The organism is Blattabacterium cuenoti, from assembly GCF_014252055.1.
Taxonomy (GTDB): Bacteria; Bacteroidota; Bacteroidia; order Flavobacteriales; family Blattabacteriaceae; genus Blattabacterium; species Blattabacterium cuenoti_D.
Genome location: NZ_CP059208.1, coordinates 558427 through 583347, shown reverse-complemented (window position 1 = coordinate 583347; position 24921 = coordinate 558427). Strand labels below are relative to the sequence as shown.

The following is a 24921-nucleotide window of genomic DNA, read 5'->3' as shown; positions in this document are numbered from 1 at the left end:
GGATTTTTAATAACCTAATATTTTTAATATTTCTTCTGGACTTTGAGAAGTACGAAAAATTTGATAAACTAAGTTATTTTGATTATTATAGTTTATCAATATATGAATAGGTTGTGGAATTAAACAATGGTGGACTCCTCCATATCCGCTGATAGTATCTTGATAAGCTCCAGTATTAAAAAATCCAATGTATAGTGGAGTTTTTTTCCTAAAACAAGGAAGATATATTGCATTTATATGTTGTTCTGAGTTATAATAATCATCACTATCACATGTTAATCCTCCTAAAAAAACTCTTTCATAAGAATCATTCCATCGATTAATAGCCATCATAATAAATCTTCTACTTATAGCCCATGTATCAGGAAGAGTGGTCATAAAAGAACTATCTATCATATTCCATTTTTCTCTATCATTTTGACGTTTTTGACATAATATTTTATATAAAATGCCTCCACTTTCTCCTACTGTATAGGCTCCAAATTCTGTATATATATGAGGTTCTGAAACATTTTCTTTTTGACAAAATTTTTTTATTTGATAAATAATTTCATTAGTTATGTATTCATAATCATATGTAAAAGACATAGAAGTTTTAATAGGAAACCCCCCTCCTATATTCAGAATATCTAATTCAGGAGCTATTTTCTTTAATCTTGCATAAATATGTAAACATTTAAATAATTCATTCCAGTAATAAGCTGTATCTTTAATTCCAGTATTAATGAAAAAATGCAACATCTTTAGCTCTACTTTTGGATTATTTTTTATTTTATTTAGATAAAATGCGATAATATCTTTATATCCTATCCCCAACCTAGAAGTATAAAATTCAAATTTTGGTTCTTCTTCTGAAGCTATACGTATTCCTAATTTAAAAGGATAATTGATGAATAAACTAAGTTTTTCTAACTCGTCAGAATTATCTAATATAGGAATAGTATTACAAAAACCGCTATTAATAAGTTCTGATATTTTTTTAATATAATTTATAGTTTTAAATCCATTACAAATAACTTCAATATTTTTGTTCGTCTTTCCTTTTCTATAAAGATTTTTTACAATTTCTATATCATAGGCATAAGAAGTCTCAATACTAATGTTATTTTTTAAAGCTTCTTCCAAAACAAATGAAAAATGCGAACTTTTTGTACAATAACAATATGTATATTTATTATTGTATTGGTTTTTTTGCATAGCTTTATCAAACCATTTTCTTGCTTTTTTGATATTTTGAGATATTTTTGGTAAAAAAGTAAATTTTAATGGTGTCCCATATTTTTGGATAAGATTCATCAATGGTATTCCATGAAATTCTAATAGATTATTTTTAATAGAAAATTCCTCGGTAGGAAAATCAAAAGTTTGATCTATAAAATCAGCATAACGAATTTTCATATATGTATAAAAAAATAATTAATTAAATAATTTTATTTCTTCTATAAATCAAGAATTTTTTTAGAAAAATTTCTATTTCACCATCCATTACGGATTGAACTTTTCTAGTCTCATAACCTGTTCTTAAATCTTTTATCAATTTGTAAGGATGCATAATGTAATTTCGTATTTGAGATCCCCATTCTATTCTTTTTTTATCTAATTGTATTTTTTCTTTTTTTTCATTTTTTTTTATCATTTCTATTTCAAATAATCTAGATTTCAAAATTTGTAAAGCTTTTTGCCGATTTTGTATTTGGGAACGGGTTTCTGTATTTTCTATTGTAATTCCTGTAGGTAAATGACGTAATCTAACTCCAGTTTCTACTTTATTTACATTTTGACCTCCAGCTCCACTAGAACGAAAAGTTTCCCATCTGATTTCTGAATTATTTACATTAACATCAATATTATCATTGACCATTGGGTAGATATAAACGGAAGAAAAAGAAGTATGACGTCTAGAATTACTATCAAATGGAGATATTCGTATTAATCTATGTACTCCGTTTTCTCCTTTTAAATATCCAAAAGCATTTTTTCCTATAATTTCTAGAGTAATAGATTTAGTTCCTGCAATTTCTCCAGAAATATAATGAATTTTTTTTACAAAAAAATTATTTTTTTCAGCCCACATAGTATACATTCTTACCAACATAGATGTCCAATCACAACTTTCTGTGCCACCTGCTCCAGAAGATATTTGTAATATAGCATTCAAAGAATCTTCTTCTTCTGATAGAAGATTTTTTAATTCTATTTTAGAAACTAGTTTTTTTATTTTACGTAATTGAACTTCAAATTCTTTTTCTAAATCTAAATTTTCTTCTTTATTTTCTTTAGAAATAGAAAAAATTATTTTTAATTCTTCTAAAGAACTTTCTAAGTTTGTAAAAATGTCTATATCCTTTTTCATCTCGTTTATACATTTCAATGATTTTTTAAAATCATCAACATTTTTCCAAAAATTTGGATTTAACATTTTTTTTTGTTCTTTATCAAAATTGTATTTAATTTGATTTATGTTTAGAATATCATATATTTTATGAATTTTTTTTGAAAGTAATTCAATTTCTTCCATTTTTATCATAATACATTAATTTTATTTTTTTAGTTTTTTAAACTATTTCATTACTATAAATTTTTTTCACAAAATAAATAAATATATCTTTTCTAACTTTCTCAAATAAAAAAAATTTTATATGAATTTTAAAAAGTTTACTATAAAATCTCAAGAAATAATACAGGAAGCACAACATATTGCGTTGGATAAAAACCAACAGTCTATTGAAAATGCACATATTCTTAAATCAATATTAGATAACGAAAAAAATATAATTCCATTTATTTTAAAAAAATTGTATGTGTCTAGTCAATCGATAATGATTGGATTAAATAGAATAATTTCTACCTATCCAAAAATAATAGGAGGTACTTTTACTCAACATTTTAGTCAAAATGTTACAAACATGTTGAATATATCCGAGAATTATGCATCATTTTTGAATGATAAATTTATTTCTGTAGAACACATTTTTTATGGAATTTTTATGTGTAATGATCCTACATCAAAATTTTTAAAAGATCAAGGAATAACAGAAAAATCAATTAAGGATATCATTGAAAATATTAGAAAAAAAAGTGGTAACGTGGATTCTCCTACAGCAGTAGGTACTTACAATGCTTTAGAAAAATATGCTAAAAATCTTAATCAATGGGCATATAAAGGAAAATTAGATCCTGTTATTGGTCGTGATGAAGAAATACGTAGAGTTTTACAAATATTATCTAGAAGGACAAAAAATAACCCCATATTAATTGGAGAACCTGGAGTAGGAAAAACTGCTATTGCTGAAGGATTAGCGCATCGTATCATTAGTGAAGATATTCCGGATAATTTAAAAAATAAAAAAGTATTTTCATTAGATATGGCTGCTCTAATAGCAGGAGCTAAATATAAAGGAGAATTTGAAGAACGTCTTAAATCTGTAGTCAAAGAAGTTTCATCTTCTAATGGTGAAATTATTTTATTTATTGATGAAATACATACTCTGGTTGGAGCAGGTAGAGGAGAAGGATCTATGGACGCTGCAAATATTTTAAAACCAGCATTAGCAAGAGGAGAATTGAGAGCTATAGGTGCTACTACCTTAAATGAATACCAGAAATACTTTAGAATAGATAAAGCTTTAGAAAGAAGGTTTCAACAAGTTTATGTTGATGAACCTTCTACAAACGATGCTATATCTATATTACGAGGAATTAAAGAAAAATATGAAAGTCATCATAAGGTAAGAATTAAAGATGAATCTATTATAGCAGCAGTTGAGTTATCTAAACGTTATATTAACGAAAGATTTTTACCTGATAAAGCTATTGATTTAATAGATGAAGCTGCTTCCAAATTAAGAATGGAAATCAATTCTAAACCAGAAGAATTAGATGTGCTGCATAGAAAAATTATGCATATGGAAATACAAATAGAAGCTCTAAAAAGAGAAAATGATGAACAACAATTAATTCCTTTAAAAAAAGAATTATCTAAATTAAATAAAGAAAGAATGCAGTTGAAAAATCAATGGGAAATTGAGAAAGATTTAGTAGAAGGAATACAAAAAGCTAAAGATAAAATAGAAAATTTTAAATTTGAAGCAGAACAAGCAGAAAGAGTAGGAGATTATGGAAGAGTAGCGGAGCTAAGGTATGGAAAAATAAAAGAAAAAGAAAATAAAGTAAAGTCTTTAGAAGATGAATTAAAAAAACGAGAATATAAAGGAAAGAAAATGATACAAGAAGAAGTTTCCAGAGATGATATAGCACAAATAGTATCTAGATGGACAGGAATTCCTGTTACTAAAATGCTTCAAAGCGAAAAAGAAAAATTATTATTCCTAGAAAAAGAATTGCATAATAGAGTAATAGGTCAAAATGATGCGATCCAATCTGTAGCAGATGCAATAAGACGTTCTAGAGCTGGATTACAAGATGAAAAAAGGCCAATAGGCTCTTTTCTTTTCATGGGAAGTACTGGAGTAGGAAAAACAGAACTTGCTAAAACTTTAGCTGAATATTTATTTGATGATGAAAATAATATGGTTAGAATAGACATGAGTGAATACCAAGAACGTCATTCTGTAAGTAGACTTATAGGCGCACCTCCTGGATACATTGGATATGAAGAAAGTGGACAATTAACAGAAGCTATACGTAGACGTCCATATAGTGTTATTCTTTTAGATGAGATAGAAAAAGCTCATTCTGATATTTTTAATATTCTTTTACAAGTTTTAGATGATGGAAGGTTAACTGATAATAAAGGAAGAACCGTAAATTTTAGAAATACTATCATCATTATGACTTCCAATGTAGGTTCGGAAATTATACAGGAAAATTTAGATCAAGAAATTTCTTATAATAGAATAGAAGCTACAAAAAAGACTTTGATAGATTTATTAAAAAATATAGTAAGACCTGAATTTATTAATCGTATTGATGAAATTATATTATTTCAACCTCTTTCTAGAAAAGAAATTATGAATATTGTAAAATTACAAATGAAAAAATTAAAAAAGTTATTATCAAAAAGAAATATTTTTATAGAGTATACTAACGATGTTATAGAATTCTTATCAGAAAAAGGATATAATCCCCATTTTGGCGCTAGACCTTTAAAAAGAGTAATTCAACATGATATTCTCAATAATTTATCCAAAGAAATTATTAAAGATAGTCTTAAAAAAAATCATAAAATTTTAATAGACTTTTTTAAAGAGCAAGGAGTTGTATTTAGAGAATCAGAAAAATAAAAAAATGGATTATAGGTCTGGTTTTGTTAATATTATAGGGTTTCCTAATACAGGAAAGTCTACTTTAATTAATTCTATTATTGGAGAAAAAATATCTATAATAACACATAAGCCACAGACAACTAGACATAGGATATTCGGAATATATAATCAATCTAATATTCAAATTATATTTTCTGATACACCTGGAATAATAACACATCCTACAGGTTTAATGCAAAAAATCATGATGCGATATGTAAATAAATCTTTAGAAGATGCAGATGTTATATTACTTACTACAGAAATAGGAAAAAAGGATCCATTTCCTACTAGATTTGAGGAAAATATGAATCTTCAAAAAGTTCCTATTATAATTTTAATTAATAAGATAGATAAAATAGGAATAAAATATAGAGAAAATGTGTTATATGATACAATTGAATACTGGCATAAAATATATCCTAAATCAGAAATATTACCAATATCTGCATTAAAAAAAATGAATCAAGATCTATTAATAAATAAAATTATAACTCTATTATCCAAACACCCTCCCTATTATTCGGAAGATATTTTTAGTAACAAATCGGAACGTTTTTTTGTTAGTGAAATAATAAGAGAGAATATATTTCTTTTCTATAGAAAAGAAATACCTTATTGTACAGAAATACGGACAAAATTGTTTAAAGAGAAAAAAAATTACGTATATATTATATGTTCTATATACGTGGAAAGAAATTCTCAAAAAGGAATATTAATTGGAGAAAAAGGAAAAAGTTTAAAAAAATTGAAATTTTTTTCTGTTCAAAAAATTAAGTCTTTTTTAAAAAAAAAAATTAAATTAATTTTTGATGTAAAAATTTCTAAGAATTGGAGGTATGATCATAATAAACTAAAAAATTTTGGCTACTTAGATTATTTTTAAAATAAAAAATTCTTTTTTTCCAAATTGGAAAAGTATATACTTTTTTACTATTATATTTACTTTTGTAAGTAAGATATTTTCTTTTATAATTTTTTTATTCAAAAGTATAGAATTTGCTTTAATTGCACGATTAGCTTCACTTTTAGAATTGAAAAAACCTGAATTTTTTATTACATCTAATAAGAAAACACCTTTTTTAAATTCTACATTAGATAAAAACATATGTGGGATGTTCTCATATATAATCATAATAGTTTTTTCATCTAGTAATTCTAAATTTTTTTTATCAAATAAAATATTTGATATTTTCATTATTTTTTTAGATAGTTCATAACTATGAATCCATCCAGTAATTTCAAAAGCTAATTTTTTTTGTAATATTCTTTTACTTGGATCTTTTCTATGATTAGAAATTAAATTTTCTATTATTTCTTTAGATAAAAATGTATATATTTTTATATATTTTTCAACTTCACGGTCAGAAACATTCATCCAAAATTGATAAAATTTGTATGGAGAAGTTTTATTTTTATCTAACCATATGTTATCTCCGTTATTACTTTTTCCAAATTTTTCTCCATTAGATTTCGTTATTAATGGAAAAGTAAAACCATATACTTTTTTTCCTGTTTTTTTTCTAATAAGTTCTATACCTGCAGTAATATTCCCCCACTGATCAGATCCTCCTATTTGGAGTTTACAATTTTTTATTTTATTTAAATATAAAAAATCATATCCTTGTATAAGAGAATAGGAAAATTCCGTATATGAAATTCCATTTTTTTTGTTTTTTATTCTTTTTTTTACAGAATCTTTAGATATTAAATAATTTATGGTGAAAAATATTCCTATTTCACGAATAAATTCTAAAAAAGAAATATTTTTAATCCAATCAATGTTATTTAACAATTCTATTTTTTCTGAATAACTTTTAATTTTAATAAGTCTAATTATTTGATTTTTTATAGACTTTGTATTATTGTGTAAGCTTTTTTTATCAAGTAAGATTCTACTATCATGTTTTTCAGATGGGTCCCCTATAAATCCTGTTGCTTCTCCAATTAATGCTAATGATTTATGCCCCATTTTTTGAAAATGAATTAATATAATAATAGGAACTAAATTTCCTAAGTGTAAAGAATCTGAAGTGGGATCGAATCCTGTATATAGAGTAGTAGATCTTTTAAGTTGATTTTTAATACCAGGAACTTTATTTTGTATTAACCCCCTCCATGAGAGTTCATCTATGATATTTTGCATTTCAAATGTTAATTATGTAATATATCACTTATGATAAAAAAGATTATAGGATATCATATTTTTACTTATTTTATTGGTTTCCTTCATATATTTATTGGAATTCTTAAGAAAGAATTTTTCATATTGAAAATATATGTTTTTTTATTACCTATAAGTAGTTTATATCTATTAATATATTTATTTTTTAGTATTAGATATTATATATTTTATTCTTTCGTTAAATTATTTCTTTTCGTTATATTATTCTTTTATCTATATAATCATAATAACATTATAACTATATTATCTAAAAAAATATTTATTGCAAACTTTATTTTTTCATATTTTATGACTTTGTTCTTTAAAGTTTTATTCATATCAAAAAATTAATTAATTAATAATTTTCACTTATTTTATTTCTAATAAATTTTTCCTTTATAATTGTTTCTACAGATTTATTTTCTATCTTAGAATTAATCCAAGAAATAATGTCTAGATATAAAAATGTCCTTTTTTCATAAGGGTGATCATAATATTTTATTAATTTATCTTTTAATTTTTTAAATTGACTTTTAATCTGATGAGGGTAAACATTTCCTAAATTTTTAAAAAAATGAATAATCTTCTTTTGTACTATATACCAATCATCCATTTGGATAAAAAATTTATATGCAGATTGAATTTTTTGATCCATATTTTCATCTAATCCACTTTCATAACAAGCTATTAAATGTAATAATCTAGCAGAACATTGTAGATCTTGTCTTAGATTTTTTTTTTTATTTTTCATTACTTTAGATAGATACCGTATAGCATTATTATTATCTCCGCTTCCAAAATATAGACAAGCGATTTTATAATAAAGAATCATGATATAATGAGAATCTAAATGATTACAAATTTTTTTAAAATCTGTAAATAATGATGGAATGATCTTTTTTACTCCTTCTGAAAAATTTCCTTCCATATAATGTTTATTAATACGATTGGTATATGTATACATAAATATTAATATTCTAGTATTTCCATTAATCAATATTTCTCCATTTTTCACTTCATTTTCAAATTGATTGAAAATATAAGTAAACTTAGAATAATGATTTAAATAAAATAAGGTATCTAGTAAATAATGATAACCCTTTAAATAGCTTACAGGAGCTATTCTTTTTGCTTTCTTATTATTTTTAAATAATTCAATCCATTTATAAGATGATCTGTAACACATTATAAAGTCTTGTCTTATAAAATGATACCAAACTTGCGCTTGGTATAAAAATAATTTTTCATAAAAGCTAATTTTTTTAATATCAAATTTTGGAAGATTAGTCCTAAAATAAGTTTCTATAAATATTTTATCTTTTTCGTTTCTTACATAACCTACTTTAAGATATAAACCATATAATTCTAAAGAAAGATTTGATAAAGCATTGTTACATTGAACTCTTTCGATTAACTCTTTGGATTCTGCAGATAATTCTCCAGACCTAGAATATAAACTTCTAGTAATATGTTGAGATTCTATCATTTTTTCAAATTCAACCAATTCTAATAAAATTGTCTTAAATTCATAAGATCTAGCAATAATTTTTGCTTTCTCTAAGAATTTTAAACTTTGTATATACAATCCTTTGTTGTACAGTATTTTAGCAAAATCTAAATATTCACGTATTTGAATATCATGATTTTCTTTATTAGTTTCTTGTAATTTTAAACTTACTAATATTTGTTTATACAAATGGGCCTTTGTATTGGATAATTGAACTTTACTTATAATTGTACTATCTAATATTTTTTTTTCATTATAAGAATTTATCTTACTCATAATATTAAATAGTTTCATAAATTTTGAATTCTTATTTTTTTTTATTCTATTAACATAAATCTTAAAATTTATTTTTTCTGATTTAGATAAAGTTTTTATTAATAAAAATAAATGATCTGATTTATTGTAATAATTTGACATTGTAATAATATAATGGTATTTGAATTGATAGATAGAAAAATATACAATAATTTCAATTATTAGATATTGTAAATATTCATAGAATTTATTTCTGTTTCTTTTTTGGAAAAAATAGTTTTGGAACTATAAAATAATCCAGATAGTATGGAAAATAATAAAATACAGATTTTTGATACAACTTTAAGAGACGGAGAACAAGTTCCAGGTTGTAAATTAAATACAAAAGAAAAAATAAAAATAGCTAAAAGATTAGAAGATTTAGGTGTAGATATTATAGAAGCAGGATTTCCTACCTCAAGTCCTGGAGATTATAAATCTGTTCAAGAGATTAGTAAATCAGTATCAAAAACAATAGTATGTGCATTAGCTAGAGCTGTAGAAAAAGATATAGAATTAGCTGGTAATGCATTAAAATATGCTAAAAAACCTAGAATTCATACGGGAATAGGAACATCTAATTGTCACATTCTTTATAAATTTAATAGTACTCAAGAAAAAATAATAGAAAGAGCTAAACTTTCTGTAAAATATGCAAAAAAGTTTGTAGAAGATGTAGAATTTTACGCTGAAGATGCAGGACGTACAGATAATAATTTTTTAGCAAAAATTTGTGAAAATGTAATAAAAAGTGGAGCTACAGTTATAAATATACCTGACACTACTGGATATTGTTTACCAGAAGAATACGGAAAAAAAATACGTTTTTTAAAAGAAAACGTTACAGGAATACATAAAATTGTATTATCTACTCATTGTCATAATGATTTAGGATTAGCTACAGCTAATTCTTTATTCGGAATTATAAATGGGGCTCAACAAGTTGAATGTACCGTAAATGGAATAGGAGAAAGAGCTGGAAACACTTCTTTAGAAGAAATTGTAATGATAATTAAACAAAACCCACATCTAAATTTTTTTACCAATATTAACACAAAACTAATTTCTTCTATAAGTTATTTAGTATCTGATTGCACAGGAATGAAAGTACAACCTAATAAAGCTATTGTAGGAATTAATGCATTTTCTCATTCATCTGGGATACATCAAGATGGTATTATAAAAAGAAGAGAAACTTATGAAAGCATTAATCCTGAAGATGTTGGAATCAATGAATCCTCAATTATTCTAACCGCAAGAAGTGGAAGAGCTGCTTTAGCATATCGTTATAAAAAATTAGGATATTCTTTGAATAAAAGATCTTTAGATTTGATTTATTCTATATTTCTTCATTATGCAGATAAAAAGAAAGAAATTACTGATAAAGAATTAAAAATTATTTTAGAGAAAGCTAATTTAAATAATAAAAATAATAAAATATTACATTCTTCGAATAAGAAAAAAAGAATAATAAATGTTGTGTAAAAATGTTAAAATCATTGTTTGATAAAATATGGGAATCTCATACAGTAAAAAAATTAAATAACAAAATAGATGTACTTTATATCGATAGACATTACATACATGAAGTAACAAGCCCACAAGCTTTTTTAGAATTAAAAAGAAAAAATCTTTCTGTTTTTAGGCCTAAAAAAATTATAGGAACAGTAGATCATAACGTACCTACTATAAATCAACATTTACCTATTTCAGATTCTTTATCTAGAAAACAAATAAATACATTAACAAGAAATTGTAAGAATTTTGGAATAACATTATATGAGCTAGGAAATAAATATAATGGAATAGTTCATGTTATTGGGCCTGAATTAGGTCATACTCTTCCAGGAATGACAATAGTTTGTGGAGATAGTCATACTTCTACTCACGGAGCTTTTGGTAGCATAGCATTCGGAATTGGAACTAGTCAAGTAACTATGGTACTAGCTAGCCAATGTTTATTACTTTCAAAGCCTAAACAAATGAAAATTAAAATAAATGGAAATTTGAGAAAAGGAGTAACGCCAAAAGACGTGATTTTATATATAATTTCAAAATTAGGAGTAGATGCAGGAATTGGATATTTTATAGAATATTCAGGGAATACTATAGAAAAAATGAGCATGGAAGGAAGGATGACTATTTGTAATATGAGTATTGAAATGGGAGCAAAAGGAGGATTAATATCACCGGATGAGATTACTTTTAATTATATTAAGAAAAGTAAAGTATTTTTAAATGATGATTCAAAAGAAAAAATTATAGAATATTGGAAGTCTTTGAAAACAGATAAAGATAAAGTTTTTGATAAAGAATATTCATTAGAAGCTGATGAAATAGAACCTATGATTACTTTTGGTACAAATCCTGGTACTGCTATAAAAATAACAGAACCTATTCCATATAAGAATGTAGATGAAAAATCTTTAGATTACATGGGTTTTAGTAAAGGAGAATCTTTAATAGGAAAGGTTATAGATTATATTTTTATAGGAAGTTGTACCAATTCTAGAATAGAAGATTTAAGAATAGCAGCTTATGTGATAAAAGGAAAGAAAAAATCTAGTAATATACGAGCTATGGTAGTTCCTGGGTCTAATCAAGTATTAAAACAAGCTAAAGAAGAAGGGTTAGATAAGATTTTTAAAAAAGCAGGATTTGAATTTAGACAACCAGGATGCTCTGCTTGTTTAGCTATGAATGAAGATAAAATACCTTCTGGTAAATATTGTGTTTCTACATCCAATAGAAATTTTGAAGGAAGACAAGGACCTGGTTCTCGTACTTTATTAGCAAGCCCTTTAACTGCATCAGTTATCGCAATTGAGGGAAAGATTGTTGATGTAAATAAATATATCTATGAAAAAATTTAAAAAATTGATTAGTTACGTAATCCCATTGCGTATTGAAGATGTAGATACAGATCAGATCATTCCAGCTAGATTCCTAAAAGAAGTCAAACGAGATGGGTTAGGAAAAAATCTATTTAAAGATTGGCGTTATAATAATGATGGATCATTAAATAAAAATTTTATATTAAATAATCCAAATTTTTCTGGAAATATTCTTTTAACTGGTAGAAATTTTGGGTGTGGTTCTAGTAGAGAACATGCTGTTTGGAGTATTATTGATTATGGATTTAGAGTTATAATATCTAGTTTTTTTGCTGATATTTTTAAAGAAAATGCCTTAAATAATGGATTACTTCTTGTAGAAGTATCTGATAATTTTCTTAAAAAATTGTTTTCTATAATTGAAAATAAACCAAAAAAAAAAATTAAAGTAGATTTACTTAATCAAAAAGTAATAATAGAAAATACAGAAGAATTTGAAGAATTCTATATTCATCCATATAGAAAAAAATGTTTTTTAAACGGATATGATGATATAGATTTTTTAGTTTCTCTTAAAAAAGAAATAGAAATTTTTGAGAAAAAAAATATTCATTTAAAATGAAAAAAAATATTACCGTAATAGAAGGAGATGGAATTGGTCCTGAAATAATAAAACAAACAATTAAAATTCTTAATGCAATAGAAAAAAAATATCATCATGAATTTTTTTATGAAATAGCTCCAGCTGGATTTAGTGCTGTAAAAAAATTTGGAAATCCAATGCCAAAAAAAACAATAAATAGTTGCTTAAAATCAGATGCTATATTATTTGGTTGTATCGGAGATCCTGAAGGAGATAAATATTCAAACGGAATGCGACCTGAGGATGGTTTATTAAAACTTAGAAAAGAAATGGATTTATATTGCAATATTCGTCCTATAGTATCTTATCCAAGTATTAATAAATCTCCTATAAAAAAAAATATTTTAAAAAAAGTTAATTTTGTAATATATAGAGAATTAACAGGAGGTATTTATTTTGGGGATAAAGGACGTTATGAGAATGGAGAACTAGCTTATGATCATTGTATTTATTCAAAAAATGAGATAGAAAGAATAGGAAAAATAGCTTTTAAAGCAGCTAGTAATCGAAAAAAAAAAATAATAGTAGTTGATAAAGCTAATGTGCTTGAAACTTCTAGGTTGTGGCGTGAAGTTATTAGTAAAATATCATATGATTATCCTGATGTTAATCTAGAATTTATATATGTAGATCATGCAGCTATGCAAATTATTTTCAATCCTAGAAAATTTGATGTTATTTTAACAGATAATATGTTTGGAGATATTCTTTCTGATGAATCTAGTGTTATTGCAGGATCATTAGGATTGCTACCTTCTGCTTCTATAGGAAAAAAAACTCCTCTTTTTGAACCTATACATGGATCTTATCCACAAGCAAAAGGTAAAAATATAGCAAACCCTTTAGGATCAATTCTTTCATCTGCAATGATGTTAGAATATTTTGGTATGCATGAAGAAAAAAATATTATAGAAAAAGCTGTCAATAATTCTATTGAAAATAGAATATGTACCCAAGACATTATGGATAATTTATATCTATCATCAACCACTGATGAAGTAGGAGATTACATAAAAAAATATATAGAAAATCAATAATGACTTTGTATGATAGTTTCTATAATTGGTTTTTCCGGATCCATAATTTCTAATATTCGATTTATAAGAAATGGAAGAATATTATTCTTATAATCTTTATATGTTATATTTATTTTTTTATTGTAAAAAAAGTTTATAGAAACATGAATAACTGAATTATATTTATTTATATATGGAGATACAATTCCTATTCTAGGAGAATCTTCTTTTTCATAATATTTAAACCAAAGATATAAATAGATTAGTAATTGCATAACATTAGATAAATAAGGATTTTTAAAAATATTCTCTATTTCATTTGATGAAATATTTATTTCTTTTTTTTTAGAAAATCCTATTTTATAATCAATTATACGAATAATTCCATCGTATTCATCTATACGGTCTATAATTCCATGTAGTTTTATTCTTTTATTAAGATCTAATGTTGTAGATATTTTATGTTCTATTTCTCTGATAAATATTTTATGTCCGTTTCTAATAGATTCTTCGTCCCAATGAATAAAATTATCTACATAATTTTTTATAATGGGATAATACAACATTTTTTCTCCTTCTATAGTAAGGGCCGTAGTTTCCAAAATAAATTTTTTTATAACATATTCCAATTTTTTTTTAATCTCATTTTGTATTAAATCTAATGTCATTAAACTTCCCTTTAATGGACAATATAATGTTTCTAATACCTGATGTATTATTTTTCCTATTTCTTGTTTAATATTAGTTTTTTCTAAATCTTTTAATCCTAATATTTTTTTATAATAGAATAATATAGGGTTATAATTATATAAATGAATGGAAGAAGGTGAAAAACCTTGATAGGCTAACTTATCTAAACTTTTAATTATTGATCGTGTTTTTTTAATTACAATGGGAGTTGTATTTAAATTTTTAGGAATAAAAGGAAAATTAATTTGTTTGATGGAAATATTAGAAATTCTTTCTATTTGATGAATAAAGCGACTTTTTTCTCCTGAATTTAATTCATCAGGGTTATTTTTATATATTATAAATATTTTGTTAGAAAAATGTAAAATTTTCATAAGGTGGTGAAAATAAAAATTTTCATTGTTGTAATCGATTTCTAATTTTTTACGAATATCAAATGGAATAAAAGAATAAGTATTTTTATTATAATAACTAGGGATTATTCCTTCATTAAAAGAAGTGATAATTGTTGTATCAAAATCATCAAAAATAAAATGATCGTCAATAAAACCTGTTACTGTTATGTATACCTCATTTTTATTACTATCTTCATTTTTTTTTATATAACGGATACTTTCTGTATTTAAAAATTGTTCATAGTAGCTAAAAATATCTTTTATTCCAAAAAATAAATTAGTTTTCTTTCTAACTATTATTTTTATTTTTTGTATATAATTTTCTAATTTAGAAATAAATTCATGTTCTATAGAATAGAGAGAAGTATCTTCTTTAAAAAATTTTTTTATTTTTCTAATAAAATTAAGAAGACTAAGAAGTATTTTTTTTGTATCAGAATTTTGGATTTCTAATATGAAACGTAAATCATTATTTAATAAATATTTATTTAGATCATGCTCTGAAATAAAAATTGATTTAGTTTCTAATAAAATCCTCAATAAGGAATCTTCTTGTAAAAAGAATTTTTTAATATATCTATCCGATAATAATCTTATTATATCTTTTTTATTAAACTCTTTATGTTTATTTTTTTTTAATAATAATTGAAATATTGAATCAATAGTATAATGTATAGAAACCATTCTTAATGGATATTCTATATTAAAATTGTAATAACATCCTTTTATTCTTTTAATAGAATGTAATAGAGGAACAAACAAGTATTTATCTCCAATAGCTACAAGTATTTTCTTTCTACATTTGTATTTTTTATTATTATCATCATATAATGAATAAATTATATTTTCTACAATTTTTACTTGTTCTATTTCTTTTGAAACACTAATGATTTCTAAATTATCTAATTTTATTCTTTCTTTTTTTAATATTAAAAAATATTTTTTTCTAAAATTATGTTCAGATAGATCATATATGAATCCTTTCTCATATTTATCAATTTTATTTAAAAAATATCTTACATATTTTTCATATAAAAAATTACTATTAAAAAATAAGATAATCGTTGTATTAACATTTTTATAAAAAAATGAATCTAAATATTTATTTACTAACAATCTAAATATCATCTCTTTATAGGCAAACCCTTTTTTCAAAAGTTCAGATTGTAAAGTTTTATAATACTCATAAACTTTTTCCCAAAAAATGAATTTTTTTTCTTTTAAAAAAGAAATGTTTGTAGTCCATTTTTTTATTTTTTCTGCAGAAATAACCAAAGAAAAAAAATTTTCTATATCTATTATTTCATAATCTATATTCTTAAAATCATTCAAAATCTTAGGCCCCCATTTTAAATAATAACTGAAATTATTTTCTATTTCACTCTTATTTTTTAATGAATAAAATAAATAAAGAAGCAAAAAATTATTATCTATAATACGTAATCCTGAAACATTCTCCAACAACTTTTCTATTGTAAGAAAAGATACACAAAGAGGATTTACTGTAAATTGATATTTACTTTTAATGTATTCTATAATAGAATCACCAACTGATGTTAGTATGAATTTTTCACCCAATTTTATTTTTTTATCGAAAAAAAAATACTGTATTATTCTATCAATTCTTTTTTTCACAAGAAAAAAATTTTTTGATATTTATTTTATCTTTTTGTATTTGTTCTCTTAATTCTTGAATAGATGAAAATTCTTTTTCATTTCGTATAATATCAATAATAAAAATATCTATTTTATTTCCATAAATATTTTTAAAAAAATCAAAAATATGTACTTCTATTTTAATTTCTTTATTTTTTTTATCTATGGTCGGATTAAATCCTATGTTTAACATTCCTTCATAAAGGTTATTTAAATAATTTATTTTTACAGCATAAACTCCTTTTTTTGGAATTAATTTTTTAGAATTTACTTTAATATTAGCCGTTGGAACTCTTATTATCGATTTTCCTATTCCTTTTCCTTTTATAACATAACCAGATATAGTATAAAAATACCCTAAAGCTTCATTTGCCCACCTTATATTTCCTAATAATAGAGATTTTCGTATATTGGTAGAACTTATTATTTTTTTCCTTAATTTACAAAGAGAAACTCTATAAATTTGGAAACCATAAACATGAGAAAGTTTTTTTAGCTCTTCGTAAGAACCATCTCTATTCCTTCCAAAATGTGCGTCGTGTCCATTTATTATTTTTTTAATTTTAAACTTAGAATGTAAAATATTAAAAAAATCTGTAATACTTAATCTTGAAAAAGATAAGGTAAAAGGTTGAATTATTAAATGTTTTATTCCTATTTCTTTTAATTTATTTATTCTCTCATTGAGAGAATTTAAATACAAAAAATTTTTTTTAGGAGTTAATATTTTTCTTGGATGTGGATTAAAGGTTAATAGAATAGGACAATATTTATGTTCGGATCTAAATAGTAAATTTTTAATTATTTCTCTATGTCCAATATGAACTCCATCAAAAACTCCAAGTGTAAAAACACAAGGAGAAAAAGAGGAAAAATCATCAATTGATGAATAAATTTTCAAAATTTTATTTTTTTTCTCTATACATTTACAACGGATTTAAAGATACTTGATAATTATGGATTTTTACAATAAACAGACATATTCAAAGTTAACATTTTCTAAAAAAAGTGATTGACATCATGTATAAAAAAAATAAATTAAAAGGCGTAATAAGTAAAATTATAGGGCCTATAATTGATGTATCTTTTAAAGATAATGATGGAAATAATCTTCCTAAGATTTATGATGCATTAAAAGTAAATTTTGATAACGATAAAAAAAAAATTATTCTAGAAGTTCAACAACATATTGGTGATAAAAAAGTTCGTTGTCTTTCTATAGGAGAAACAGATGGATTAAAAAGAGGACAAGAAGTATATGCATTGAATCATCCAATTAGTGTTCCTATAGGAGAATATATTAATGGTAGAGTCTTTAATGTTTTAGGAGATTGTATAGATGGATTAGGTAAAATAGATAAATCTATGACTAGACCTATCCATAATGATCCTCCAATTTTTGAAGATCTATCTACAGAAACAGAAATCCTATATACAGGTATAAAAGTAATAGATTTAATAGAGCCTTATCCGAAAGGGGGAAAAATTGGTTTATTTGGAGGAGCAGGAGTTGGTAAAACAGTGTTGATTCAAGAATTAATTAATAATATAGCAAAATGTCATGGAGGAAAGTCTGTATTTGCGGGGGTAGGAGAAAGATCTAGGGAAGGAAATGATTTATTGCGAGAAATGTTAGAATCTGGAATTATTCAATATGGAGAATCTTTTTTAAAGTCTATGAAAGAAGGAAATTGGGATATTACTAAAGTAGATAAAGAAGCCTTAAAAAAATCTAAAGCAGTTTTTGTATTTGGACAGATGAATGAATCTCCTGGAGCTAGAGCTAGGGTTGCATTATCTGGATTAACATTAGCGGAATATTATAGAGATCAATCTATAGATGGAAAAAAAGGACAAGATGTTTTATTTTTTATAGATAATATCTTTCGTTTTACTCAAGCTGGATCTGAAGTATCAGCATTATTAGGTAGGATTCCGTCTTCAGTAGGATATCAGCCAACTTTATCATCTGAAATGGGGGCTATGCAAGAAAGAATTACTTCTACAAAAAATGGATCTATTACTTCAGTACAAGCTGTTTATGTTCCTGCAGATGATCTAACAGATCCTGCTCCTGCAGTTACATTTTCTCACTTAGATGCTACAACTGTTCTTTCAAGGAAAATAGCTTCTTTAGGTATTTATCCAGCAATAGATCCATTAGATTCTACTTCTAGAATTTTATCTCCAGACATAATAGATAAAAAACATTATGATTGTGCGCAACGGGTTAAAGAGATTTTACAAAAATATAATTCTTTACAGGATATCATAGCAATATTGGGAATTGAAGAATTAAACGAAAAAGATAAATTGACTGTTTATAGGGCAAGACGTGTTCAACGTTTTTTATCTCAACCATTCCATGTAGCGAAGCAATTTACAGGAATTGAAGGAAAATTTGTAAATATTGAAGATACTATTAAAGGTTTTAATATGATAATGGATGGAGAATTAGATAACATTCCAGAAACTGCTTTTAATTTAAAGGGAACTATAGAAGAAGTTATCAATCATGTAAAATTGAAAACATAATTAATTAATAATAATCATGGAAGTAAAGGTTATAAACAGTAAAAAAATTTTATATCAAGGATCTATATCTTCTATTGTAGCTCCTGGTTTTAATGGTTATTTCCAAATATTAGAAAACCATGCCCCCTTTATCTCTATATTAATAAATGGATTTTTAAAATTATCAATAAATATGAATGAAAATAAAAAAATAAAGATAGAAGAAGGAGGTTTGTTACGAGTAAAAAAAAATAGTATTTTTGTAATTATTTTATGATAATTTATTTATAGGAACTTAATTTCATATATTCTTTTCTATTTTTAAATATTTTTATAGCACTAAAAATAGCTTCTTCAAATGAATTTTCATTAGCTATTCCCTTTTTTGCTATGTCATATGCTACTCCATGATCTGGAGAAGTCCGGATTTTAGGCAATCCTGCCGTAAAATTTACTCCTTCATTGAAAGTTAATATCTTGAAAGGAATTAATCCTTGATCATGATACATTGATAAAACAGCGTCAAAATTACGATAGTTTTGGTTCCTAAAAAATCCATCTGAAGAATAAGGACCAAAAATTAACCATCCTTTTTTCTGGAATAAATTTTCTATTGCCGGTTTTATTTTTATTTTTTCTTCATCTCCTATCAATCCATTATCTCCAGAATGAGGATTTAAACCTAATACTGCAATTTTAGGTTTTTCTATAGAAAAATCAATTATGAGAGATTTATGTAAAATTTTAATTGATTTTATTATTTTTTTTGTAGTTAATTCAGAATTAATTTTTTTTAATGGAATATGATTAGTAACTAAGGCTATTTTTAATGAATCATGAATCATTATCATTAATGATTCTCCACCTAAAATATTTTGTAAATATTCTGTATGACCGTAAAATGATAATCCTTTAAAATTCATAATTTTTTTGTTCACAGGAGATGTAACAAGAACATCTATTTTTCCTTCTTTTAAACTTTTTACGGATTTTTTCAAAGAAAGTATAGGGTACTTTCCAGATTCAGGATGGTTTATTTTTATTGATTCAAATTTTACATCATCTTTCCATACATTAAAAACATTAATTTTATGGTCAGTGATTTCTTTAAGATTTCTTATCTCTTTTATGTTATTAATTTCTATATTAAGAATCTTTTTATAATAAGTGCATAATTTAGTAGATCCGAATAATATTGGTGTAAAAAAATCTAAAAGTCTTTTTTTTCTACAAACTTTCAAAAAAATTTCCATTCCAATTCCATTAATATCTCCAGTAGTAATTCCTACTTTAATTTTTTTTTTCCTATAATTCATTATAATAATATTTTTTTAAACAAAATTAATTATAATTATAATACATATGTTTACTGGAATTGTAGAATGTGTAACAAAGGTTCATGATATTTGTTACGATAAGAATAATATGCATATTACTCTTAATAATCCATTTTATGAAATAAAAATTAATCAAAGTATTAGTCATAATGGAATATGTCTAACCGTTGCAAATATTAATATTAATGAAAAAACTTATTCTGTAATAGCTTCTGAAGAGACTTTATTATGCACAAATTTAAAACTTTTAAAAATTAAAGATGAAGTTAATTTAGAAAGAAGTTTAATAATTCATAAAAGATTGGATGGACATATAGTACAAGGACATATAGATACAACAGCAAAAATTGTTAAAATAAAAAATAGAAATGGAAGTTGGCTATTTTTTTTTGAAACTAGGAAAAAAATAACCAATCTTGTTGTAGAAAAAGGGTCTATTGCTGTAAACGGAATAAGTCTTACTATTATCAAATTCTTTAATGAATATTTATTTCATGTTTCTATTATTCCATATACTTATGAAAAAACAAATTTAAAACTATTAAGAATAGGTAATATTGTAAATATTGAATTTGATGTTATTGGAAAATATATTAATAATTACGTTAAAAATATAAAAAAATAATTTTTTTATATTTTTACATATTTGGTGCTCCAGATAAAATATCTGATGAAATATTTTTTTTGTATATAGAAAAATGATCATTAAATTTATTAATTAATGTTCTAACTTTTTTTTTGTACATTTCTTTACATTTCCATATGTTTCTTGGATTTAATATATTAGAAGATACTCCTGGACAAAATTTTGGAATTTTAAATCTAAAAATAGGATCTATTTCATATGGAACTTTTAATAAAAAGTTATCTAAAACATTTTTAACAATACGTCTAGTATCATTTAGTTTTATACGAAAAAAATATTTATTATCTTTTGTAATTAATCCTGTATTTATCATCCACACTGATATATTAGAATTATTATTCAATTTATCCATTAACATATTTGTATATTTAATAGGGTGTAAAGGCATAAATGGGGCACCAAAACAAGAAGAAAAAGTAGCTACCGGTTCTTTTATATTTAATTCTGTTCCAGCTACTTTAGAAGTATATCCTAATAAAAAATAATAGGTTGACTGTTCTTTATTTAATTTAGCTATAGGAGGTAGAACTCCAAACGCATCATAAGTAAGAAAGAAAATATTTTTTATATTAGAAGATGATAATTTTTTTTCAATATTATTTATAAAATGTATTGGATAACTTATTCTTATATTTTCCGTAATAGAATCATTAAAGAAATCTACTTCTTTATTTTTTTTAAGGATAACATTTTCTAAAATTGCTCCTTTTCTTATTGCGTTATAAATCATAGGTTCTTTTTCTTTGGAAATTCCAAATATTTTTGCATAACATCCTCCTTCAAAATTAAAAATAATGTCATCATAAGTCCATCCATGTTCATCATCTCCTATTAAATTTCTATTAAAATCATTAGATATGGTCGTCTTTCCTGTTCCAGATAATCCAAAAAATAAAGCTGTATCTTTTTTATGTTTTCCAACATTAGCAGCACAATGCATAGGAAATACATTTTTGTATGGTAATGTGAAATTTAAAACAGAAAATACAGATTTTTTTATTTCACCTGTATACCCTGACCCTCCAATTAATATTATTTTTTTAGAAAAATTTAATATAGAAAAATTTCCTTTACGAGTTCCATATTTATGAGTATTTGATTGAAAACCTGGAGCACATAATAATAACCAATTTGGTAAAAAATTTTCATTGAATTTATTATTCAATCTAAAAAATAAGTTATAAATGAAAAAATCTGACCATGGATATTCGTTAATAGAACGAATATTCATATTAAAACGTTTATCAGAACAGAGATATCCATCTCTAATATATAGTTCTTTTCCTGATAAATATTCAACCATTCTTTTATATAACTTATCAAAGTTCATTGGATCAAATGGAATATTAAATTTTTTATCCCACCATATTTTATTATCTGTAATGGAATCTTTAACAATAAATCTATCATCTGGAGATCTTCCAGTAAAATATCCAGTATTAATAGCTAATACTCCAGATTTTGTTTCTATTCCCATTTTTTTCTTAATGATTATACTCTGTAATTCATAAGAACTCAATTGATAATTATTTAAAGAGTTAAAAATTCCATAGCTTTCTAAAGAGAGAGAGATCATAATTATTATTCTATTCTACTATATAAAAACAAATGTATGTATGATTTATAAAAGTTTACTAATTTTGTATCATAAAAAAAAATATAACCTATGTCTGATATAGCATCTAGAGTTAATGCTCTTATCGTAGAAAAATTAAGTGTAGAAGAAGGGGATGTTATTCCTACTGCAAGTTTTACTAATGATTTAGGTGCAGATTCACTAGATATAGTGGAACTTATAATGGAATTTGAAAAAGAATTTAACATTAGTATTTCTGATGAAAAAGCAGAAAAAATAACAACAGTAGGAGAAGCCATACAAGCTGTAGAAGATATTTTATCAATGAAGAAAAATGATGTTAAATAACTAAATAAATAATAACTGATTGTATGGAACTATGGAGAAATTAAAAAGGGTAGTTATTACAGGGCTTGGTAGTATTACTCCGATAGGTAATAATATTAAAGAATATTGGATTTCTCTTATTAGCGGAAAAAATGGAACTGCACCTATTACTTATTTTGATACCAGTAAATACAAAACAAAATTTGCTTGTGAATTAAAAGATTATGATCCAACTATTTTTTTTAGTAAAAAAGAAATAAAAAAATTAGATCCTTGTGCTCAATACGGAATTATAGCCTCTGAGGAGGCTATAAAAAATAGTGGAATTAATTTTTCTAAAGAAAAAAGAGAAAGAATTGGAGTGATTTGGGCTTCTGGAATTGGTGGTTTATTGAATTTAGAAAAATCTATTTTAGATTATTTTTCTGGAAACCGATATCCTAGATTTAGTCCATTTTTTATTCCAAAAATGCTTATAGATATTACTGCAGGGTTTATTTCTATGAATTATGGAATTCACGGCCCAAATTATGCTACCGTTTCTGCATGTGCATCTTCTTCTAATGCTATTGTAGACGCTTATCATTTAATTTGTTTAGGAAAAGCAGATATTATGGTTACTGGAGGTTCTGAAGCTGCTATTACAGAAAGTGGAGTAGGAGGTTTTAACGCTTTACATGCTTTATCTACCAGAAATAAAGATTATAAAACGGCATCCCGTCCTTTTGATGAAAATAGAGATGGGTTTGTTTTAGGGGAAGGTGCAGGCTGTCTTATTCTTGAGGAATATAAACATGCTATAGATAGAGGAGCAAATATATATGGAGAAATAGGAGGAGTAGGAATGTCTGGAGATGCTTATCATATTACTACCCCTCATCCTGAGGGAAAAGGAATTATTTTAGCTCTTAAAGAGGCCATAAAAGATGCTGGAATAAAATGTGAAGAAGTTGATCATATTAATACTCATGGTACTTCTACAAAATTAGGAGATCTTGCAGAAGTAAAAGCCCTCAAAAAAGTATTCAATGAAAACATTTATAATATAGATATTAATTCTACAAAATCTATGACTGGTCATTTATTGGGTGCCGCTGGTGCAATAGAAGCAATAGCGACTATACTCCCTTTAACAAAAAAAAAAATACCTCCAACTATTAATTTATTTCATATAGACAAAAATATAGATCCAAAAATTAATTTTATTCCAAATAAATCCATAAATAGAGAAGTAAAGATTAGTATATCTAATACTTTTGGATTTGGTGGTCATAATGTTTGTATTTTATTTAAGAAAATAGATGTTATCTGATAATAATAGTAACAATGAAAAATTTTCTTCTATTTTAGTTAAAAGATTAAGTAAAATATTAGGATTTAAACCAAGAAATACAAACTTTTTAAAAGAAGTACTTATATATAGTTTTCCTGCAAAAGATATTAATCACAAGAAAATGAACTCTATTCATTTTCAAAGATTAGAATTTTTAGGAGATGCTGTATTAAATACTATAGTATCACATTTTTTATATGAACAACTACCTGAAAAAAAAGAAGGAGAGTTAACTCAAATACGATCTAAAATCGTATGCAGAAAAAATTTAAATGAATTGTCTAAGAAATTAATTCTTACAGATCTTTTTTTGGAAAAGAATCTTATATCAGATAATATTTTGGGAAATACACTTGAGGTTTTAATAGGATTTATTTATTTAGATATAGGTTATGAAGGTTGTAAGCATTTTATAAATAAAATAATGCAAACTCATGTAAGTATAGAAAAACTTCAAAATGAAATTTCTAGTTATAAAGTTTGGATAATTGAATGGGCTCAGAAGAATAAAATTATTATCAATTTTAAAACTTTTTTAGAAAAAGAATATAAAAATAAAAATAAAGTTACTTATTTATCTAAACTTAAGATTACAGAACATAAAATAAAAACAGAAGGAAGAGGTCCCTCAAAAAAAAAATCTGAAGAAATGGCCTCAAAAGAAGCTTATATTCTTATTAAGGAATCGAACAAAAAAAAGTAAATGAAAAATTTGAAAATTTTAA

20 protein-coding genes are annotated in these 24921 nt (G+C 24.4%); 12 read left to right on the top strand and 8 right to left on the bottom strand.

The window, feature by feature from the left end; translation table 11 throughout:
- Positions 1 to 6: 6 nt before the first annotated feature.
- The gene (locus H0H48_RS02860; protein WP_185871056.1) at positions 7 to 1398 is read right to left on the bottom strand and encodes a type III PLP-dependent enzyme domain-containing protein; all 1392 of its coding nucleotides are present in this window, start codon (positions 1396 to 1398) and stop codon (positions 7 to 9) included.
- Positions 1399 to 1420: 22 nt separating this feature from the next.
- Complete coding sequence (prfB, locus tag H0H48_RS02855; RefSeq protein ID WP_185871055.1) at positions 1421 to 2527, bottom strand: peptide chain release factor 2; 1107 nt, start codon at positions 2525 to 2527, stop codon at positions 1421 to 1423.
- 112 nt (positions 2528 to 2639) lie between these two features.
- Here prfB and clpB point away from each other — a divergent pair, with 112 nt between their 5' ends.
- Both clpB and era read left to right on the top strand, forming a co-directional pair.
- Positions 2640 to 5243, top strand: a complete 2604-nt coding sequence (gene clpB / locus H0H48_RS02850) for an ATP-dependent chaperone ClpB (RefSeq protein ID WP_185871054.1) — start codon at positions 2640 to 2642, stop codon at positions 5241 to 5243.
- Positions 5244 to 5247: 4 nt separating this feature from the next.
- Positions 5248 to 6150, top strand: a complete 903-nt coding sequence (era, locus tag H0H48_RS02845; RefSeq protein ID WP_185871053.1) for a GTPase Era — start codon at positions 5248 to 5250, stop codon at positions 6148 to 6150.
- On the opposite strand, the gene tyrS is transcribed toward era, so the two are convergent.
- The gene (gene tyrS / locus H0H48_RS02840; protein WP_185871052.1) at positions 6136 to 7410 is read right to left on the bottom strand and encodes a tyrosine--tRNA ligase; all 1275 of its coding nucleotides are present in this window, start codon (positions 7408 to 7410) and stop codon (positions 6136 to 6138) included. The genes era and tyrS overlap by 15 nt on opposite strands.
- A 373-nt stretch (positions 7411 to 7783) precedes the next feature.
- The gene (locus H0H48_RS02835) at positions 7784 to 9352 is read right to left on the bottom strand and encodes a hypothetical protein (protein ID WP_185871051.1); all 1569 of its coding nucleotides are present in this window, start codon (positions 9350 to 9352) and stop codon (positions 7784 to 7786) included.
- Positions 9353 to 9496: 144 nt separating this feature from the next.
- On the opposite strand from H0H48_RS02835, the gene H0H48_RS02830 reads away from it, so the two are divergent.
- From H0H48_RS02830 to leuB, 4 genes are read left to right on the top strand one after another with little or no spacing between them, the layout of a single operon-like run.
- Complete coding sequence (locus tag H0H48_RS02830) at positions 9497 to 10714, top strand: 2-isopropylmalate synthase (RefSeq protein ID WP_185871050.1); 1218 nt, start codon at positions 9497 to 9499, stop codon at positions 10712 to 10714.
- A 2-nt stretch (positions 10715 to 10716) separates the two neighbouring features.
- On the top strand, positions 10717 to 12102 hold the full coding sequence (leuC, locus tag H0H48_RS02825) for a 3-isopropylmalate dehydratase large subunit (RefSeq protein ID WP_185871049.1): 1386 nt from the start codon (positions 10717 to 10719) through the stop codon (positions 12100 to 12102).
- Positions 12089 to 12685 carry a 3-isopropylmalate dehydratase small subunit gene (gene leuD / locus H0H48_RS02820; RefSeq protein WP_185871048.1) on the top strand — a complete coding sequence of 199 codons (597 nt, stop codon included), beginning with the start codon at positions 12089 to 12091 and terminating at the stop codon, positions 12683 to 12685. The genes leuC and leuD overlap by 14 nt, the downstream gene beginning before the upstream one ends.
- Entirely contained in the window at positions 12682 to 13743 is a 1062-nt protein-coding gene (leuB, locus tag H0H48_RS02815) for a 3-isopropylmalate dehydrogenase (protein ID WP_185871047.1), read from the top strand. The genes leuD and leuB overlap by 4 nt, the downstream gene beginning before the upstream one ends.
- On the opposite strand, the gene H0H48_RS02810 is transcribed toward leuB, so the two are convergent.
- A complete protein-coding gene (locus H0H48_RS02810) occupies positions 13737 to 16442 on the bottom strand; it encodes a PD-(D/E)XK nuclease family protein (protein WP_185871046.1) in 2706 nt (901 codons plus the stop codon). The genes leuB and H0H48_RS02810 overlap by 7 nt on opposite strands.
- Positions 16426 to 17364, bottom strand: coding sequence for a bifunctional riboflavin kinase/FAD synthetase (locus H0H48_RS02805; protein WP_185871045.1), 939 nt, complete (start codon positions 17362 to 17364; stop codon positions 16426 to 16428). Before H0H48_RS02805 ends, H0H48_RS02810 begins: the two co-directional genes overlap by 17 nt.
- A gap of 119 nt (positions 17365 to 17483) precedes the next feature.
- Here H0H48_RS02805 and atpD point away from each other — a divergent pair, with 119 nt between their 5' ends.
- Together atpD and H0H48_RS02795 are read left to right on the top strand one after the other, a co-directional pair.
- Positions 17484 to 18998: a F0F1 ATP synthase subunit beta gene (gene atpD / locus H0H48_RS02800; protein WP_185871044.1), complete on the top strand. Its 1515-nt coding sequence runs from the start codon at positions 17484 to 17486 to the stop codon at positions 18996 to 18998.
- Positions 18999 to 19014: 16 nt separating this feature from the next.
- Positions 19015 to 19254: a F0F1 ATP synthase subunit epsilon gene (locus tag H0H48_RS02795; protein ID WP_185871043.1), complete on the top strand. Its 240-nt coding sequence runs from the start codon at positions 19015 to 19017 to the stop codon at positions 19252 to 19254.
- Between the two features lie 4 nt (positions 19255 to 19258).
- Here the strand turns inward: H0H48_RS02795 and pdxA are convergent, their stop codons facing one another.
- The gene (gene pdxA, locus H0H48_RS02790) at positions 19259 to 20293 is read right to left on the bottom strand and encodes a 4-hydroxythreonine-4-phosphate dehydrogenase PdxA (RefSeq protein WP_185871042.1); all 1035 of its coding nucleotides are present in this window, start codon (positions 20291 to 20293) and stop codon (positions 19259 to 19261) included.
- 46 nt (positions 20294 to 20339) lie between these two features.
- Here pdxA and H0H48_RS02785 point away from each other — a divergent pair, with 46 nt between their 5' ends.
- On the top strand, positions 20340 to 20939 hold the full coding sequence (locus tag H0H48_RS02785; RefSeq protein ID WP_185871041.1) for a riboflavin synthase: 600 nt from the start codon (positions 20340 to 20342) through the stop codon (positions 20937 to 20939).
- 13 nt (positions 20940 to 20952) lie between these two features.
- Here the strand turns inward: H0H48_RS02785 and H0H48_RS02780 are convergent, their stop codons facing one another.
- Positions 20953 to 22536: a phosphoenolpyruvate carboxykinase (ATP) gene (locus tag H0H48_RS02780; RefSeq protein WP_185871040.1), complete on the bottom strand. Its 1584-nt coding sequence runs from the start codon at positions 22534 to 22536 to the stop codon at positions 20953 to 20955.
- A 90-nt stretch (positions 22537 to 22626) separates the two neighbouring features.
- Between H0H48_RS02780 and H0H48_RS02775 the strand changes: the two genes are divergently transcribed.
- From H0H48_RS02775 to H0H48_RS02765, 3 genes are read left to right on the top strand one after another with little or no spacing between them, the layout of a single operon-like run.
- On the top strand, positions 22627 to 22884 hold the full coding sequence (locus H0H48_RS02775; RefSeq protein WP_185871039.1) for an acyl carrier protein: 258 nt from the start codon (positions 22627 to 22629) through the stop codon (positions 22882 to 22884).
- A 31-nt stretch (positions 22885 to 22915) separates the two neighbouring features.
- Positions 22916 to 24175: a beta-ketoacyl-ACP synthase II gene (gene fabF, locus H0H48_RS02770; protein ID WP_185871038.1), complete on the top strand. Its 1260-nt coding sequence runs from the start codon at positions 22916 to 22918 to the stop codon at positions 24173 to 24175.
- Positions 24165 to 24899: a ribonuclease III family protein gene (locus H0H48_RS02765; RefSeq protein WP_185871037.1), complete on the top strand. Its 735-nt coding sequence runs from the start codon at positions 24165 to 24167 to the stop codon at positions 24897 to 24899. Before fabF ends, H0H48_RS02765 begins: the two co-directional genes overlap by 11 nt.
- Positions 24900 to 24921 lie beyond the last annotated feature (22 nt).